General features: G+C 69.5%; 12 protein-coding genes. 8 read left to right on the top strand and 4 right to left on the bottom strand.

The features are described 5' to 3' along the window. The first annotated feature begins 114 nt into the window (after positions 1-114). Complete coding sequence (gene phaP / locus Tfont_RS03340) at positions 115-693, top strand: TIGR01841 family phasin (protein ID WP_143968383.1); 579 nt, start codon at positions 115-117, stop codon at positions 691-693. A gap of 108 nt (positions 694-801) precedes the next feature. Here phaP and Tfont_RS03335 read toward each other — a convergent pair whose 3' ends face one another. Continuing rightward, positions 802-1602, bottom strand: coding sequence for a patatin-like phospholipase family protein (locus tag Tfont_RS03335; protein ID WP_390612207.1), 801 nt, complete (start codon positions 1600-1602; stop codon positions 802-804). Positions 1603-2003: 401 nt separating this feature from the next. On the opposite strand from Tfont_RS03335, the gene Tfont_RS03330 reads away from it, so the two are divergent. The 7 genes from Tfont_RS03330 to rpoD all read left to right on the top strand — a co-directional run bounded on the left by Tfont_RS03330 (position 2004) and on the right by rpoD (position 14019). Then, complete coding sequence (locus Tfont_RS03330; RefSeq protein ID WP_143968465.1) at positions 2004-3008, top strand: extracellular solute-binding protein; 1005 nt, start codon at positions 2004-2006, stop codon at positions 3006-3008. 144 nt (positions 3009-3152) lie between these two features. Next, entirely contained in the window at positions 3153-3911 is a 759-nt protein-coding gene (locus Tfont_RS03325; RefSeq protein WP_068607475.1) for a 3-hydroxyacyl-CoA dehydrogenase, read from the top strand. 88 nt (positions 3912-3999) lie between these two features. Further along, complete coding sequence (locus Tfont_RS03320) at positions 4000-5565, top strand: GGDEF domain-containing protein (protein ID WP_143968381.1); 1566 nt, start codon at positions 4000-4002, stop codon at positions 5563-5565. Continuing rightward, positions 5562-6551, top strand: a complete 990-nt coding sequence (locus tag Tfont_RS03315; protein WP_143968380.1) for an ABC transporter substrate-binding protein — start codon at positions 5562-5564, stop codon at positions 6549-6551. Before Tfont_RS03320 ends, Tfont_RS03315 begins: the two co-directional genes overlap by 4 nt. After that, positions 6551-9328: an EAL domain-containing protein gene (locus Tfont_RS03310; protein ID WP_260682248.1), complete on the top strand. Its 2778-nt coding sequence runs from the start codon at positions 6551-6553 to the stop codon at positions 9326-9328. The genes Tfont_RS03315 and Tfont_RS03310 overlap by 1 nt, the downstream gene beginning before the upstream one ends. A gap of 73 nt (positions 9329-9401) precedes the next feature. Further along, positions 9402-11354, top strand: a complete 1953-nt coding sequence (gene dnaG / locus Tfont_RS03305) for a DNA primase (RefSeq protein WP_143968378.1) — start codon at positions 9402-9404, stop codon at positions 11352-11354. Between the two features lie 199 nt (positions 11355-11553). After that, positions 11554-14019, top strand: coding sequence for an RNA polymerase sigma factor RpoD (gene rpoD, locus Tfont_RS03300; protein ID WP_143968377.1), 2466 nt, complete (start codon positions 11554-11556; stop codon positions 14017-14019). Between the two features lie 2 nt (positions 14020-14021). On the opposite strand, the gene Tfont_RS15125 is transcribed toward rpoD, so the two are convergent. The 3 genes from Tfont_RS15125 to Tfont_RS03285 are packed head-to-tail and all read right to left on the bottom strand — an operon-like array spanning position 14022 to position 16199. After that, the gene (locus tag Tfont_RS15125; RefSeq protein ID WP_453821893.1) at positions 14022-14357 is read right to left on the bottom strand and encodes a hypothetical protein; all 336 of its coding nucleotides are present in this window, start codon (positions 14355-14357) and stop codon (positions 14022-14024) included. Next, the gene (locus tag Tfont_RS03290; protein ID WP_143968375.1) at positions 14354-15676 is read right to left on the bottom strand and encodes a TRAP transporter large permease; all 1323 of its coding nucleotides are present in this window, start codon (positions 15674-15676) and stop codon (positions 14354-14356) included. Before Tfont_RS03290 ends, Tfont_RS15125 begins: the two co-directional genes overlap by 4 nt. 1 nt (position 15677) lies before the next feature. Further along, positions 15678-16199 (bottom strand): TRAP transporter small permease, encoded by a 522-nt coding sequence (locus Tfont_RS03285; protein ID WP_143968374.1) that lies wholly within the window; start codon positions 16197-16199, stop codon positions 15678-15680. Positions 16200-16274: the final 75 nt, after the last annotated feature.

The raw sequence follows: 16274 nt of genomic DNA, 5'->3' as shown, positions 1-16274 counted from the left end.
ATATCCGGCACAAATGCTGCGGCGCAACATGGCTTGCAAAATTCAACGGCGCCCGTATAATGAAAGCCATGCTGCAGCGCAGCAATTTCACCACCACGACCAGCGGAGGACGACATGCTAACCCCTGAACAACTGGCCGCCGCCCACAAGGCCAACATCGAAATGCTGTTCGGCCTCACCCGCAAGGCCTTCGAAGGCGTGGAAAAGCTGGTCGAACTCAACCTGCAGGCCACCAAGGCGGCGCTGCGCGACTCTGCGGACAACACCCAGGCCCTGCTGTCGGTCAAAGACGCGCAAGAACTTTTGCAACGTCAGGCCGCCCTGCTGCAGCCGCTGGCCGAAAAGGCCGTCAACTACAGCCGCCAGCTCTACGACATTGCGGCCACGACGGGCAGCGCCTTTGCCCAGGCGGCCGAGCAAAACGCGGCCGACGTTCAGCACAAAGCCATGGCCGTGATGGACAACGTCGCCAAGAACGCTCCGGCCGGCACCGAAGCCGCGGTGGAGGCCATGCGCAACGCCGTCAATGCCGCCACCTCGGCCATGGAAACCGTCCAGCAGGCCGTCAAGCAGGCCGCAGAGCTGGCCGAAGCCAATTTCCACCAGGCGGTGGCCCATGCGCAGCAAAACCTGCCGTCCGCCGCCGCCCAGGCCCCCAAAACCGCCACCCGGACGCGCCGCAACGCGGGTTGACGGGCGGACCCTTTCGCTTCGAGTTGTCTCCTCGGGTCTCTTCGAAATCAGATTCAGGGACCCTTACCAGCCCCGCTTCGGCGGGGCTTTTTTTCGGCGTGGGGCCGTTCAGCGCGCGGCCTGCGGGCCCGCGAGCAGCGGCCGGCGCAGGGCCAGCAGCTGCTCGCGCAGGCGCGGCAACCCCGCCTGCATGGCGGCGCGCCCCGCTGCGATGCTGCGCTCGCGCGAGGCGAAGTCCGCGCTGCCGATGCCGTCCAGCCGGGGGCGAATCACGACGTCCGCACTGCCGAGGACATAACGGTTGATCGTCTGGCCCATGATGGTGAACGTTTGCAACAGCACCCGCACCGGGTCGGTCTGGCCCAGCGGCTCGGCGGGGCTGGAGATGTCCACCGCAATCACCAGCTCGGCCCCCATCTCGCGCGCCTGCTCGACCGGCACCGGCGCCACCAGGCCGCCATCCACATAGGTCCGCCCCGCGATCGGCACCGGCGAAAACACCCCCGGCACCGCGCTGGAGGCCCGCACGGCGGTCCCCGTGTCCCCGCGGCGAAACAGCACCGGCTGACCGGTGGCCAGATCGGTGGCCAGAATGCCCAGCGGCAAGGGCATGGCCTCGATCAGCCGCCCCTGGACCATGCGGTTGACATAGCGCGCCAGCGCCTCGCCGCGCAACAGCCCCCGGTTGAAGATCGGCACGGTCCAGTCCGCAATCGTCGCTTCCTCCATCTCCAGCGCCGCGCGCTCCAGCGCCGCCCCCGACAGGCCGTGGGCATACAGGGCCGCCACCAGACTGCCGGCGGATGTACCGACCACCAGATCGGGACGCACGCCCTCGCGCTCCAGCACCTGGATGACGCCGATGTGGGCAAAACCGCGCGCCGCCCCACCGCCCAGAGCCAGCCCCACCCGCGGCGGCCGCGTCGGCGGCGGCGGCGGTGGGGCGGGCGGCGCAGCCGGGGGCACCGCGGGAACCGGCGGGGACTCGGGCTCGCGGGGCGGCACCGCACATCCCGCCAGGGCCCACGCGGCCACCGCCGCCGCCCCGCCGCCCAGCCATCGGCGACGGGCAAGGTCGGGCGTTTGGGCCCATGGTCGGTTCGTCTTCCGATTCAATCGTTCAAACATAACGATAATGATTCTCGTTTGTGATAATATACATCCCGTAGCGCATCCTTTCCCGCACCTCTTATCCGCCACACCGATTCCGGTCTGAACAAGGAGTTCTCCCCATGTCGAATCTTCCGTCGTCGCTGCGCCGCCGTGTCATGCAAGGGGCTTTGACGCTCCTGTCGCTGACCGCACCGTGGATGCTGGTGCCCACCGCCGCGTCCGCCCAGGACAAGGTGCTCAACCTGTATTCGGCGCGCCACTACCCCGGCGACGAGTTCATGTACGAAGCCTTTACCAAGGCCACGGGCATCAAGATCAACCGCGTGGACAGCGACGACGCGGGCATTGTCGCGCGTTTGCGGGCCGAGGGCCCCGCCTCGCCGGCCGACGTGGTGCTGCTGGTGGACGCGGCGCGCATGGCCGCCGCCGATGCGCAGGGGCTGTTTCGCCCGATCAAATCGGCCAAGCTGGACGCGGCCATTCCGCCCGAGCTGCGCGCCGCGCCAACCCCCGACGGCGTGACGTGGACGGGCTTTTCCACCCGCGCGCGCGTCATCGTGTACGACCCGCTGCGCGTCAAGGCCGAGGACGTGGCCACCTACGAGCAGCTCGCGGATCCCAAGCTCAAGGGCCTGCTGTGCACGCGCAGCGGCTCGCACCCCTACAACCTGTCGCTGTTTGCCACCGTGATCGAGCGGCTGGGTGACGAGAAGGGGCAGGCCTGGCTCAACGGCCTGGTGGCCAACATGGCGCGCGCACCCAAGGGGGGCGACACCGACCAGATCCGCGCCGTGGCCAGCGGCGAGTGCGGGGTGGCGCTGTCCAACACCTACTACATCGCCCGGCTGGTCAAGTCCGACAAGCCGGAAGACCGCAAGGTGATGGAGCGGGTGCGGGTGGTGTTCCCCAACCAGGCCACGACGGGCACCCATGTCAACATCGCGGGGGCGGCCGTGGCGCGTCACGCCAAGAACGTGGATGCCGCGATCGCGTTCATGGAGTTCCTCGCCAGCCCACTGGCGCAGGAATATTTTGCCAATGGCAACAACGAGTTCCCTGCGGCGCGCGGCGTGCGGCTGGACAACCCTGCGCTGCGGGCCATCGGGGGCGAGCGCTTCAAGGCCGAGAACATCCCGCTGACCGTCGTCGCCAAGAACCTGACCAAAGTGCAGCAAATGCTGGACCGCGCCGGCTACAAGTGACCCCCGGCGCCGCCGCCTGGGCGGCGCCCCACCCTCTCCTGGTCGTGTGCACCCGATGGTGCTTGCCGCCCGCCCCACCGGCGGGCGCTTTTTTTGGCCTATGATTGACGTTTACGTCAACGTCAATTCAACAGGAGATCGGCCATGGAAATCGCGGGCAAGGTGTATGTGGTCACGGGCGGCGCCTCGGGCCTGGGCGAAGGCACGGCGCGCATGCTGGCCGCGAACGGCGGCCGCGTGGTCATCGCCGACATGCAGGCCGAACGCGGCGAGGCCGTGGCCCAGGACATCGGCGGCGTCTACGTCCGCTGCGACGTGAGCCAGGAAGCCGACGCCCAGGCCGCGATCGACCGCGCGGTGGCGCTGGGCAAGCTGGCCGGGCTGATCAACTGCGCCGGCATCGCCCCGGCCGAAAAAACCGTGGGCAAGAACGGCCCGCACAGCCTCGCGCTGTTCAACAAGGTCATCCAGGTCAACCTGGTCGGCACCTTCAACATGATCCGCCTGGCCGCACAGGCCATGAGCGCCAACGACCCCGAGCCGACCGGCGAGCGCGGCGTGATCGTCTCCACCGCCTCGGTCGCCGCCTTCGAGGGCCAGATCGGCCAGGCGGCCTACAGCGCCTCCAAGGGCGGCGTGGTCGGCATGACGCTGCCGATCGCGCGCGACCTGGCCCGGCTCGGCATCCGCAACATGACCATCGCCCCAGGCATCTTTGGCACCCCCATGCTGTTTGGCATGCCGCAGGAGGTGCAGGATGCACTGGCCGCCATGGTGCCCTTCCCGTCGCGCCTGGGCCGCCCGGAGGATTACGCCAAGCTCGTCAAGCACATCATCGAAAACGACATGCTCAACGGCGAGGTGATCCGCCTGGACGGCGCGATCCGCATGCAGCCGCGCTGACGCGACGGGCGGCCAACCGCGCGGCGGCTGATCGGCGTCAAGTCGCCGCACCAGTTCGCAAGGCGGTCCCGCCCTATACTTCGGCGCCATGGGCAGCCCCGCCTCCACCCCCCAGGAAATCGCGCGCGAAGCCGTCAAGCTGCTGACGGCGCGGCGCCTGCCACCCACCCCCGACAACTTCCAGGCGGCCTACCACGAGGTGGCCGGCACCCGGCCGCTGCAGCCCTTTCCGCTGGCGCAGTTGCGCCAGATCGCGCAAGCCCTGCCCGAGCGCACCCCGGCCCAGGTGCGCTTCAAGGCCCTGTTCAACAAAGCCGTCTCGCGCCACAGCTGGGACGACCTGGAAAAGCTGCTGACGCAGAATCCGCTGGCGAGCGCCGCACCGGCCGCAGCCCCAGAGCCCGCCGTGCCCAGCGCACCCAGTGCCCCCCCCGCCTCCGCCCCCGGTAGCGAGGGGGCCCTGCTGCCGCCCGACCTGGCCGAACAGACCGCGCGCCTGATCGACGTGGGCCTGCCGCTGGTGGCCGCCGACGACGCCCGCCTGCGCGAGATGGGTGAGGAGCTGGTGCGCTACCTGCGGCTGGAGCAACAGCACGCCCCGACGCTGCGCCGCATGCTGGCGGACTACGCCTACCGGCTCTCGTTCGGCGTGGAGGAGCAGCTGGGCGTGCGGCAGGGGCTGCTGGGGCTGCTGCGGCAGGTGTTCGAGCACATCGACGCCATCAGCCCCGACAACCCGTGGCTGCGCCAGCAGATGCAGGCGCTGGTGCAGGCCGCCCAGCCGCCGCTGTCGCAGCGCCGGCTGGAGGACCTGCAATCGCGGCTGAAAGACGTCATCGTCAAGCAGGCCGAGGCGCGCGAGCAAACCGTGCGCGCGCAGGCCCTGATGCGCGAAACGCTGGCCACCTTCCTGGAGCGGCTGGCACAGACGGCCACCAGCACCGGCCAGTACCAGGCCAAGTTCGAAGCCTGCGCGCAGGCGCTGGAGCGCGCCGACAGCCTGGCCGACATGGCCCCCGTGGTGCAGGATGCCATCCAGACCGCACGCGCCTTTGCGGTGGACACCCAGCGCGTGGCCGAGGAGCTGACCGAGCTGCGCGACCGCGCCGACCGCGCCGAGGCCGAGGTACAGCGCCTGCGCGCCGAGCTGGATCAGATGGCCGAGCTGGTCACGCACGACCTGCTGACCGGCGTGCTCAACCGCAAGGGACTGGCCAGCGCCATCGACCGCGAGACGCGCCGCGCCGAGCGCACCGGCACGCGCGTGTGCATCGCGCTGCTGGACGTGGACGATTTCAAGCGCCTCAACGACACGCTGGGCCACCTGGCCGGAGACGCGGCGCTCAAGCACCTGGCCGACGTCGCGCGCCGCAGCCTGCGCCCGCAGGACACCATCGGCCGCTACGGCGGCGAGGAATTCATCATCGTGCTGCCCGACACCACGCCGGAGGAGGCCGCCGGCGTCGTACAGCGGTTGCAGCGCGACCTGAGCGCCCACCTGTTCCTGCAGGGCGAGCAAAAGGTGCTGATCACCTTCAGCGCCGGCATCACCGAACTGCGGCACGACGAGTCGGTGGAGGCCGCCATCGCGCGCGCGGACGCCGCGATGTACCGCGCCAAGCGCGCGGGCAAAAACCGGGTGATGACCGGATGAATCACCAGCGTCGTGCTTGGCTGCAACGCACCACCGTGCTGGGCGGCGGTGCGATGCTGGCGCCTTGGCTACTGGGCTGCGGCGACGAGTCGCCGCTGACCGTCGCCTACCACCCCTGGCCGGGCTACGCACCGCTCAAGCTGGCGGACAGCCTGGGCTGGTGGGACGACGGGCGCCTGCGCGGCCTGCCCACGGGTTCCGCCAGCGCCTCGCGTGTGGCGCTGGCCGAGGGCCGGGCCCAGGCCGCCGCGCTCACGCTAGACGAGACGCTACTGGCCGTGGCCGACGGCTTGCCGCTGCATGTGGTGGCACTGTTCAACCTGTCGCATGGGGCCGATGTGGTGTTGGCCAAGCCGGGCTTTACTGACCGCACGCGCTGGGTCGGCGCCCGGCTGGGGCACGAGACGGGCACCGTCGGCGAGCTGATGACGGCCAGTTGGCTGGAATACGTCGGCTTGCGTGCCGAGGACGTGACGGGGGTGCATCTCACGGCCGACGAACACCTGTCGGCCTGGAAGGACGGGCGGGTGGATCTGCTGGTCACCTTCGAGCCCACGGCCTCGCGGCTGGAGTCGCTGGGCGCGAAACGGCTGTTCGACAGCAGCCAACTGCCCCCGGAACGGCCGATCGCCGATGTCCTGGCCATCCGCGCGGATGCCTGGCCCAGCCGGCGCGCGGCCCTGCGGACGCTGGTGCGCCAGATTTTTGCGGCCCAGCGGCACCTGATGACGCTGCCCGTGGACGCCGCCTACCGGCTGGCACCCTGGCTGGACGTGCCCCACGCGGCGGCGATGCGCACCTTCAGCGGCCTGCGGCTGACCAACTGGGCGGACAACCGCGAATGGCTAATCGGCCAACCCGCCCCGCTGCAGCGCGCCGCCGAAGGCCTGGCGTCGTTCATGGGCCGCGTCAACATACTGCGGCCGCTGCGCTTGCCCGAGGATCTGGTCGTCGGCAGTGCCCTGCCCGCGGAGGAACCGCGGTGATGGTGCGGCGTCTGTATGCTGCCGTGTTGCACGCCGCCATCCTGGCGGCGATGGCGGTGGTGGCGCTCCTGTCCAGCCCTGGGATTGCGCGCGCCGACCACACCGAACTGCGAGTGGGGATCCTGGCCTATCGCCCGATGGACGTGGAGGAGCGCGACTGGGCCCCCGTCATCGATGCCATGCAGCACCGGCTGCCCAGCGTGCGGCTGCATGTGCGCCTGCTGCACTACACGGCGCTGGACAATGCTGTGCGCGCCCGCGAGTTGGACGCGGTCATCACCGACCCCGGCCACTATGTGGCGCTGCGCTACAGCGATGGGCTCAGCACCGTGTTGGCGGCCGTGGCGCGCCGTCGCCTCGGCATCGAGACCGAGGCCTTTGGCGGTACGGTGCTGGTGCGGACCGACAGCCCGCTGCAACACTGGCAAGACCTGCGCGGCAAGCGGGTGGGCGTCCCGCACGAGGAGTCGATCGGCGGCTGGCACCTGCAGCGCTACGAGCTGCTCCGCCGCGGCGTGCGCGACGACGAGGTCACTTGGGTGCGCGTGGGCATGCCCCACGACAATGTGGTTCAGGCCGTGCTGGATGGCCGGGTGGACGCGGGTTTCGTGCGCGATGGGGTGCTGGAGGCGATGCTGGCCACGGGCCGCGTCCCCCCGGATCGCCTGCGCGTGCTGCAACGCCAGGATTTGCCGGGGTATCCGGTCGCCGTCAGCACTCCGCTGGTGCCCGAATGGCCGGTGGCCGCCCTGCCCCATGTGGACAGCCAGACGCGCCGGGCGCTGCTGCTGGCGCTGCTGGACGTCCGCGACGATCCCGCCCTGCGAACCGGCGGACTGGCAGGCTTCGTGTTGCCCCAGGGCTATGTCGCCGTGGAAGACATCCTGCGCGAGCTGCGCGTGCGCCCCTTCGGCGTGCCACAACTGACCTGGCGCGAGACGGTACAACTCAACGCCGCTCCCTTGGCCGCCGTCGGCGGGGCCGTGCTGGTGCTGCTGGCCCTGCTGGCCCTGCTGGAGCACCAGCGCCGCCGCCTGCGCCAGGCGCTGCGTGACAAATCCGCGCTGCTCCACGAACTGGCGCTGACCGCCAAGACCTTCGACAGCACGCAAGGCGTGCTGATCACGGACGCCAAGGGACGCATCGTGCGCGTCAACCGCGCCTTCCAGGCCATCACCGGATACACCGCCGAGGACGCCCACGGCCGCACACCGGGCGAGCTGCTGCGCTCGGGCCGCCACGATGCGGCCTTCTACCGGGCGATGTGGGAGGCCCTCAGCGAACGCGGCCATTGGGAAGGCGAGGTCTGGAACCGCCGCAAGAGCGGCGACGTCTTCCCCGAGTGGCTGACGATCAGCGCGGTCACGGATGCGGTGGGCAAGGTGCGCCACTACGTGGCCATCTTCCACGACATCAGCTGGCGCAAGCAGGCCGAGGCGCAGATCGAAAACCTGGCCTTCTTCGACCCGCTGACGGGACTCGCCAACCGCCGCCTGTTGCTGGATCGGCTGCAGCAGTCCATCCGCCAGGCGCGGCGCAACGCGCGCTGGGGCGCGGTGCTGTTTCTGGACCTGGATTTTTTCAAGAGCATCAACGACACCTTCGGCCACGATGCCGGCGACGCCGTGCTGCGCACCATCGGCGAGCGCATCCGCACCACGCTCCGGGAGCAAGACACCCCCGGCCGGCTGGGGGGTGACGAATTCCTGGTGTTGCTGCCCGCCACCTTCGAGCGCCGCGACGACGCGGCGCTGGCCGCCCAGACGGTGGCCGACAAGCTCGGCGCGGCCCTGCGCCAACCCATCCCGCACCAGGACCAAGCCATCACGCTGACGCTGAGCATCGGCATCGCCTTGTACGGCGACCAAGACGACGACGACCACGCCACCGAACTGCTCAAGGCCGCCGACCTGGCCATGTACAGCGTCAAGCAGGCCGGCCGCAACGGCGTGGCCTTCTTCGACCCCGAGATGGAGGCTGCGATCCGCCAGCGCCACCAGCTTCAGCACGACCTGGCCCGCGCCATCGAGGCCGGCGAGCTGCGCGTCTATCTGCAGCCGCAGGTGAATGCGGCCGGCCGCATCGTCGGCGCCGAAGCGTTGGTGCGCTGGCTGCGCGCCGACGGCACGCTGGTGCCGCCCGGCGAGTTCATCCCGCTGGCGGAGGAAACCGGCCTGATCCTGCCGCTGGGCGACTGGGTGCTGCAACAGGCCGCCGCGCTGCTGCGGCGCTGGCAAGACGACCCCGTGCTCGCCGGCCTCCACTTGTCGGTCAACGTCAGCGCCAAGCAGTTCCGCGACCCGGCGTTTGGCCAGCGGGTGCAGCAGGCGCTGGCGCAGCACGGCATCCCCGCCCGGCTGCTGGAGCTGGAAATCACCGAATCGGTGTTCCTGGAAGACCTGGAAAGCGCCCGCGCGACGCTGCGCGCGCTCGACGCGCAGGGGGTGTCGCTCGCGCTGGACGACTTTGGCACCGGCTACTCCTCGCTGGCGTACCTGGCCGAGCTGCCGTTCGACACCATCAAGATCGACCAGCGCTTCGTCGCCCGCCTGGGCCAGCACAGCCGGCAGGACGAGGCGATCATCACGACCATCATCTCGCTGGGCCGCAAGCTGCGCATGCAGGTGCTGGCCGAGGGCGTGGAGACCGAGCAGCAGGAAACCTACCTGCTCAGCCACGGCTGCCACCTGCTGCAGGGCTACCGCTACGGCCGGCCGATGCCGGTGGAGCAGTTCGAGAAGCAGGCGCGCGGGCAGCCGCGCGAGCCGACGGCCTGACGCGCCACCCCGCCTGCATATCATCGTCACGCGCCCGGCGGTGACCGGGCGCCCGATGCCCGACAATGCGCGCGTGAGCATCCCTTCCGCTTTTTTGCAGGACCTACTGGCGCGCGCCGACCTCGTCGAGGTGGTCGGCCGCCACGTGGCGCTGCGCAAGAGCGGCGCCAACTACCTGGGCCTGTGCCCCTTCCACGGCGAGAAGTCACCCTCGTTCACGGTCAGCCCGGCCAAGCAGTTCTACCACTGCTTCGGTTGCGGCGCGCACGGCAACGCGATCGACTTTCTGATGGCGCACACCGGCGCGGGCTTCCGCGAGGCGGTGCACGACCTGGCCGCCCAAGTGGGCCTGACGGTGCCGGAGGAGGAACGCTCGCCCGAGCAGCGCGCGCGCGAGGCGGCGCAGCGCCGCGCGCAGCAGACGCTGACCGAGCTGATGGCGCAGGCCGCACGCGCCTACCGCGCGCAGCTGAAGGCCAGCCCAAGGGCGATCGACTACCTGAAGGGCCGCGGCCTGACCGGCGGGATCGCCAAGACCTACGGTCTGGGCTACGCGCCGGCGCAGCGGCGCTTTCTGTCCACCGTGTTCGCCGACTACCAGGACGCGCGGCTGGTGGAATGCGGACTGGTCATCGAGGGGGACGGCGACGAGGCGCGCCGCCACGACCGCTTCCGCGACCGCATCATGTTCCCGATCCGCAACGTCAAGGGCGAGGTGATCGGCTTTGGCGGCCGGGTGCTGGACGGCGGCGAGCCCAAATACCTGAACTCGCCGGAGACGCCGCTGTTCCACAAGGGCGAGGAGCTCTACGGCCTGTACGAGGCGCGCAGCGCCATCCGCCAAGCCGGCTGCGCGCTGGTGGTGGAAGGCTACATGGACGTGGTGGCGCTGGCGCAGCTGGGCTTCGGCCACGCGGTGGCGACGCTGGGCACCGCCTGCACGCCGGAGCACGTGCGCAAGCTCCTGCGCTTCACCGACGACGTGGTGTTCGCCTTCGACGGCGATGCGGCCGGGCGGCGCGCGGCGCAGCGGGCGCTCGCCGCCGCACTGCCGTGGGCCGGCGACACGCGGCGCTTTCGCTTCTTGTTCCTGCCGCCGGAGCACGACCCGGACAGCTACATCCGCACCCACGGCGCCGAGGCGTTCGCCGCGGCGCTGGCGCAGGCCACGCCGCTGAGCCGCTTCGTGCTGGAGGTGGCCGCCGACGGCTGCGACCTCGCCACCGCCGAGGGCCGCGCGCGCGCCACCGCGCAGGCGCGCCCGCTGTGGCAGGCGCTGCCCGAGGGGGCGCTCAAGCGCCAGCTGCTGCACGAGCTGGCCGACCTGGCCGCGCTGGAGGTGCGCGACCTGCAGCAGCTCTGGCAGGACGCCGCCCCCCCGGCGCGCGGCCCGGCCCACGCCAGCCGCCCCGCCGCCGCGCCGCCGGGGCGCACGGTGCGATCCTCCCCGCACGCCACGGCCCCGACGCCGCAGGCCCCGCCCCCCGCGGCGGCGCCGCGCACGCGCTGGCCAGCGCGGCCGGATGCGGCGGCGCTGCAGGCGCGCCGCGCCGCGCGCGGGCTGCTCGGCCGCGGCGACCGCATCGCGCGCATCGTGCTGACCACGCCGGAGGCCTGGGACTGGCTGACCGCCGACGACCATGCCCTGCTGGCGCAGGAGCCGCCGCCGCACGGGCCGCTGTTCGCCTGGCTGGAGGCGCAGTGGCTGGAGCACGGCCCGCAGCCGTGGGCGGCACTGCGCGAGGGGCTGCGCGGCCAGCCGTTCGAGGCGCTGGCGGTGGCGCTGCACGACAGCGGCCTCGGGCTCGCTCGGATGGACGACGGCGCGGCAGACGATGCCCCGACCGACGCCGCCGAGATGCGGCGCGAGCTGCGCGAGCTGTTGCGGCGTATGCGGATCGAGGCGCTCAAACAGCTGGAAACGGCGCTGCTCGCCCGCGCCGGCTCCGACCCCGATGCGCAAGCCCGCTACCGCGAGGTGGTGGCGGAACGCGCCCTGTTGCAACAGGGAGACGATTCGATATAATATAAAGTTTCGCAAGTGCGACAGCAGCACCTCCGGACAGGGCCATAAGTCGGACTGGTGGCGCGGGCCCATCCCGCCGACCGCCAGCCGCGCACACGGGACGACACCCCGTTGGCCAGGGCGCACCAGGCGCCCGCCCCGCAAGGACTGCACACCAAATGTTCGCCCACCCCGCTTGCGAAGCCGGCCGGCCATCCCCATGTGGGCGTGGCCGTGCGTCGATGTCGTAGTCTGCGTACCTGGGCGAGCGTGTCGCCCCCCAGGGCCGTACACGCGCGACGGCGTCGTGCCCGCCGGTCGTGTTCCGCTCGTCCGTCCCCGTCAGGCCCGGCCCCGAACCGGGCAGAAAGCGTTTGCCGTGAGCACCCGTTCCAAGAAAACTGCTGCCAGCCCCGCCGAAACCCCCGAAGCCGCGCCCGCGCCCGCCGCCCCGGCACGCAAGCGCACGAGCAAAGCGGCCGCCGCCTCGGCCGACGCGGCCGTGACGCCGGCGGCGACCACGGACGCTGCCGCCGAAACGGTAGCCACCGCATCCCCGGCCGAGAAGCCCGCGCGCAAGACCGCCGCCAAAACCGCCAAGGCCGGCGCGGCGTCCAAAGGGGGCGCCAAGCGCGGCCGCAAGCCGGCCAAAAAGGCCGAGGAGGATGTGTTCGACGACGCCGAGCTGGGCGACCTCGACGACGATCTGGTCGATGAGGAAGTCGAGGCCGTTGCCGACGAGACTGCGGAGGCCGAGCCGACGGAGAAGGCCAAACCGCTGCGCATGAAGCTGTCCAAGGCCAAGGAACGCGCCCTGATGAAGGAGTTTGGCCTGGACGACACGGTGCTGACCGAGGAAGAAGCCAAGCTGCGCCGCGAAAAACTCAAGCAGCTCATCAAGCTGGGCAAGACCCGCGGCTACCTGACCCACGGCGAAATCAACGACCACCTGCCGGACAAGTTGGTCGAGCAGGAGACGCTGGAAGTGGTCGTCTCGCTGCTCAACGACATGGGGGTGGCGGTCTATGACCAGACGCCGGACGCCGAAACCCTGCTGCTGACCGGCGCGCCCACCGCCGTGACCACCGAGGAGGAGGCCGAGGAGGAAGCCGAGGCCGCCCTGTCCACCGTGGACAGCGAATTCGGCCGCACCACCGACCCGGTGCGCATGTACATGCGCGAAATGGGCACCGTGGAGCTGCTCACCCGCGAGGGCGAGATCGAGATCGCCAAGCGCATCGAAAGCGGGCTGCACGAGATGATGGCCGCGATCTCCGAGTCGCCGGCGATCATCCACGACATCCTCTCGATGGCGGAGGAAATCCGCGAAGGCAAGACGATCATCTCGGCCGTCGTGGACGGTTTTGCCGATGCCGACGAGGCCGACGACTACGTCGCGGAAGAGGACTTCGACGACTACGAGGACGACGACGATGGCAAGGGCGGCTCCAAGGCGCTGACGCGCAAGATGGAGGAGCTCAAGCGCGAGGCGCTGGAGCGCTTCGACGCCATCCGCGCGCTGTTCGACGAGCTGCGCCAAGTCTACGAGCAGGACGGCTGGGGCTCGCCGCGCTATCAGGCCGTGCAGGCGCGCATCACCGAGACGCTGATGACCATCCGCTTCACCGCCAAGGCCATCGAGACGCTGTGCGACAAGGTGCGCCAGCAGGTGGACATGGTGCGCAAGGTCGAGCGCGAGCTGCGCCGCATCATCGTCGACAAGTGCGGCATGCCGCAGGAAAAATTCATCGCCGACTTCCCGCCCAACCTGCTCAACCTGCAGTGGGTGGAGCGGCAGGCCGCGGCCGGCAAACCCTGGAGCGCGGTGCTCGGGCGCAACATCCCCGCCATCCAGGAGCTGCAGCAGCGCCTGATCGACCTGCAAACCCAGGTGGTGATTCCGCTGGATCAGCTCAAGGCGATCCACAAGCGCATGAACGAAGGCGAGGCCACCTCCCGCGACGCCAAGCGCGAGATGATCGAGGCCAACCTGCGCCTAGTCATCTCGATCGCCAAGAAGTACACCAACCGCGGGCTGCAGTTCCTGGACCTGATCCAGGAGGGCAACATCGGCCTGATGAAGGCGGTGGACAAGTTCGAATACCGGCGCGGCTACAAGTTTTCCACCTATGCGACATGGTGGATCCGGCAGGCGATCACGCGCTCGATCGCCGACCAGGCGCGCACCATCCGCATCCCGGTGCACATGATCGAGACGATCAACAAGATGAACCGCATCAGCCGCCAGCACCTGCAGGAGTTCGGCGTCGAGCCGGACGCCTCGATCCTGGCGGAAAAGATGGACATGCCGGAGGACAAGATCCGCAAGATCATGAAGATCGCCAAGGAGCCGATCTCGATGGAGACGCCCATCGGGGACGACGACGACAGCCACCTGGGCGACTTCATCGAGGACACGGCCAACGTGGCGCCGATGGACGCGGCGATGCAGGCCGGTCTGCGCGACGTGGTCAAGGAGATCCTGGACACCCTGACCCCGCGCGAAGCCAAGGTGCTGCGCATGCGCTACGGCATCGAAATGTCCACCGACCACACGCTAGAGGAGGTCGGCAAGCAGTTCGACGTCACGCGCGAGCGCATCCGCCAGATCGAAGCCAAGGCGATCCGCAAGCTCAAGCACCCGAGCCGGTCGGAGAAGCTGCGCAGTTTCCTGGACAACCTGTAAGCTCAGGACACGCGAAAGCGCGACACGGCGGCCACCAGCTCATTGGCCTGTTGGCGCAGGCTCGAGGCCGCCGCGGCGATTTCTTCGACCAGGGCGGCATTTTGCTGCGTCCCCTGGTCGATCTGCCCCACCGCCGCGCCTACCTGATCGATGCCGGCCGCCTGGGCGCGCGCGAGCACTGCGTCGCGGGTGTCGGCGTGGGCGAGCTTGACGTCCCAGCCGCCCAGCCAACGCAGGCCCTGGGGGGCCAGGGCCCGGCCCAGGATCGTCCCCACCTCCCCCAGCCCGACCAGGCCGACGCGCGTGACCGCCGGCACGGTCTTGGCGGCATCGCTCACGACGTCATCCACAGCGCAAACAGGGTGATGCTGGGGAAGGCTGCCAGGATGGCCGTGCGCACCAGATCGCTGATGACGAACGGCGTGACCCCGCGGTAGGTCTGCACGATCGGCACGCTGCGCGCCATGTTGTTGATGACGAACAGGTTCATCCCCACCGGCGGGGTGATCAGACCGACTTCCACCACGATCAGGACCAGGATGCCGAACCAGATGGCGGTTTCCTCCGGCGTCATGCCGAAGTCCAACCCCATGATCATCGGGAAGAAGATCGGGATGGTGAGCAAAATCATGGACAGCGAATCCATGACGCAGCCCAGCAGCAGGTAAATCACCAGAATCAGGGTGAGCACCAGCCACGGGCTCAGGCCCTGGCCGATGACCCATTGGGCCAGTTCCTGCGGCAGTTGCGACAGCGCCAAGAAGGTGTTGTACAGCCCCGCGCCCAGCACGATCATGAAAATCATGCCCGTGGCGATGGCGGTGCCGTAGATGGCCTCGCGCAGCGTCTTGGCATTGAGCCCGCCCGCCAGCCACGCCGCCAACCCGGTGCCGAAGGCGCCGACCGCGGCCCCTTCGGTCGGGGTGAAGAGGCCGGTGTAAATCCCGCCCACGACGGACAGGAAGATGACGATCACCGGCCAGGTGCTGCCCAGGGCTTTCCAGCGCTCGGCCATGGGCACGGGCGCCATGCGCCCGGCGCTGTCGGGCTTGAGGCGCACATAAATCGAAATCACGATGATGTAGCCGACGGCGGCCAGAATGCCCGGCACGAACGCCGCGAGAAACAGCTTGGCGATGTTCTGCTCGGTCAGGATGGCGTAAATGACCAGCACCACTGACGGCGGAATGAGGATGCCGAGCGTGCCGCCCGCGGCCAGACAAGCCGTGGACAGGGCGCCGGAATAGCCGGCCCGCCGCAGCTCGGGCAAGGCCACCTGCCCCATCGTGGCCGCCGTGGCCAGCGAGGAGCCGCAAATGGCCCCAAAGCCCGCGCATGCCCCGACGGCGGCCATGGCGACGCCGCCCTCGTAGTGGCCGATCCAGGCCTCCGCCGCCTTGAACAGCGACCGCGACAGCCCCCCGAGCGCCGCAAACTGCCCCATCAGCAGGAAGAGCGGGATCACCGACAGGTTGTAGTTGGAAAAGGTGGTGAACGTCACCTGCTTGAGCTGATTGAGCAGCGGCACCGGGGTGCCGTACACCAGGTACGCCCCGACCAGACCGCACACGGCCATGGCCAGCCCGATGGGCACGCGAATGAAGATCAGCGCCAGCAGGACCGGAAACGACCACGCGGCCAGTTCGATTCCCGTCATCTCAATGCACCCCCGCGGATTCGACCGGCCAACCCTCGGGATAGCGCGCCAGTCCGAGATTGATCAACGTCTTGGTGACGTAGGCCAGGCAGCCGATGACCGCGCCCACGAAACACGCGGCATAGGCCCACCACACCGGCATTTGCAGGATGAAGGTGGTCTCCAGGTACTCGCGCTTTTCGAGCATGCCGTCCCACAGCTTCCAGGTCAGTGCCAGCCACAAGACCAGCATCAAAACATCGCACACCATCGAGACCGTCTTTTGCAAAAAGGCCGACAGGTGGTTGTAGAGCAGGTCCACGGTCGCGTGCCCGCCGCGCAGATAGGTCCACGGCAGGAACAAAAACACCGCCACGCCGGTGCCGACCTCCACCAGCTCGAAATCGCCCGGCACCGGTCCGAGCCCCACGCCGGAGAGCGCCCGGCCGGTGATGCTGGTCACGCTCATGAGCGTGATGGCGCACAGCACCACGCCGCCCACGATGGCCGACCCTTGAGCGAGTCGAAATACCCAAGTCGTCATAATGATGTACTCGTTTGTGGAGCGCCCCCGGGACCGGGGCGCCACCGGCAGCCAAACGCGCATGGCGAATCGCCA

Source organism: Tepidimonas fonticaldi (assembly GCF_007556755.1).
Classification (GTDB): domain Bacteria; phylum Pseudomonadota; class Gammaproteobacteria; order Burkholderiales; family Burkholderiaceae_C; genus Tepidimonas; species Tepidimonas fonticaldi.
The sequence above is the reverse complement of the archived record's forward strand: the minus strand, read 5'-3'. Positions and strand labels throughout refer to the sequence as shown.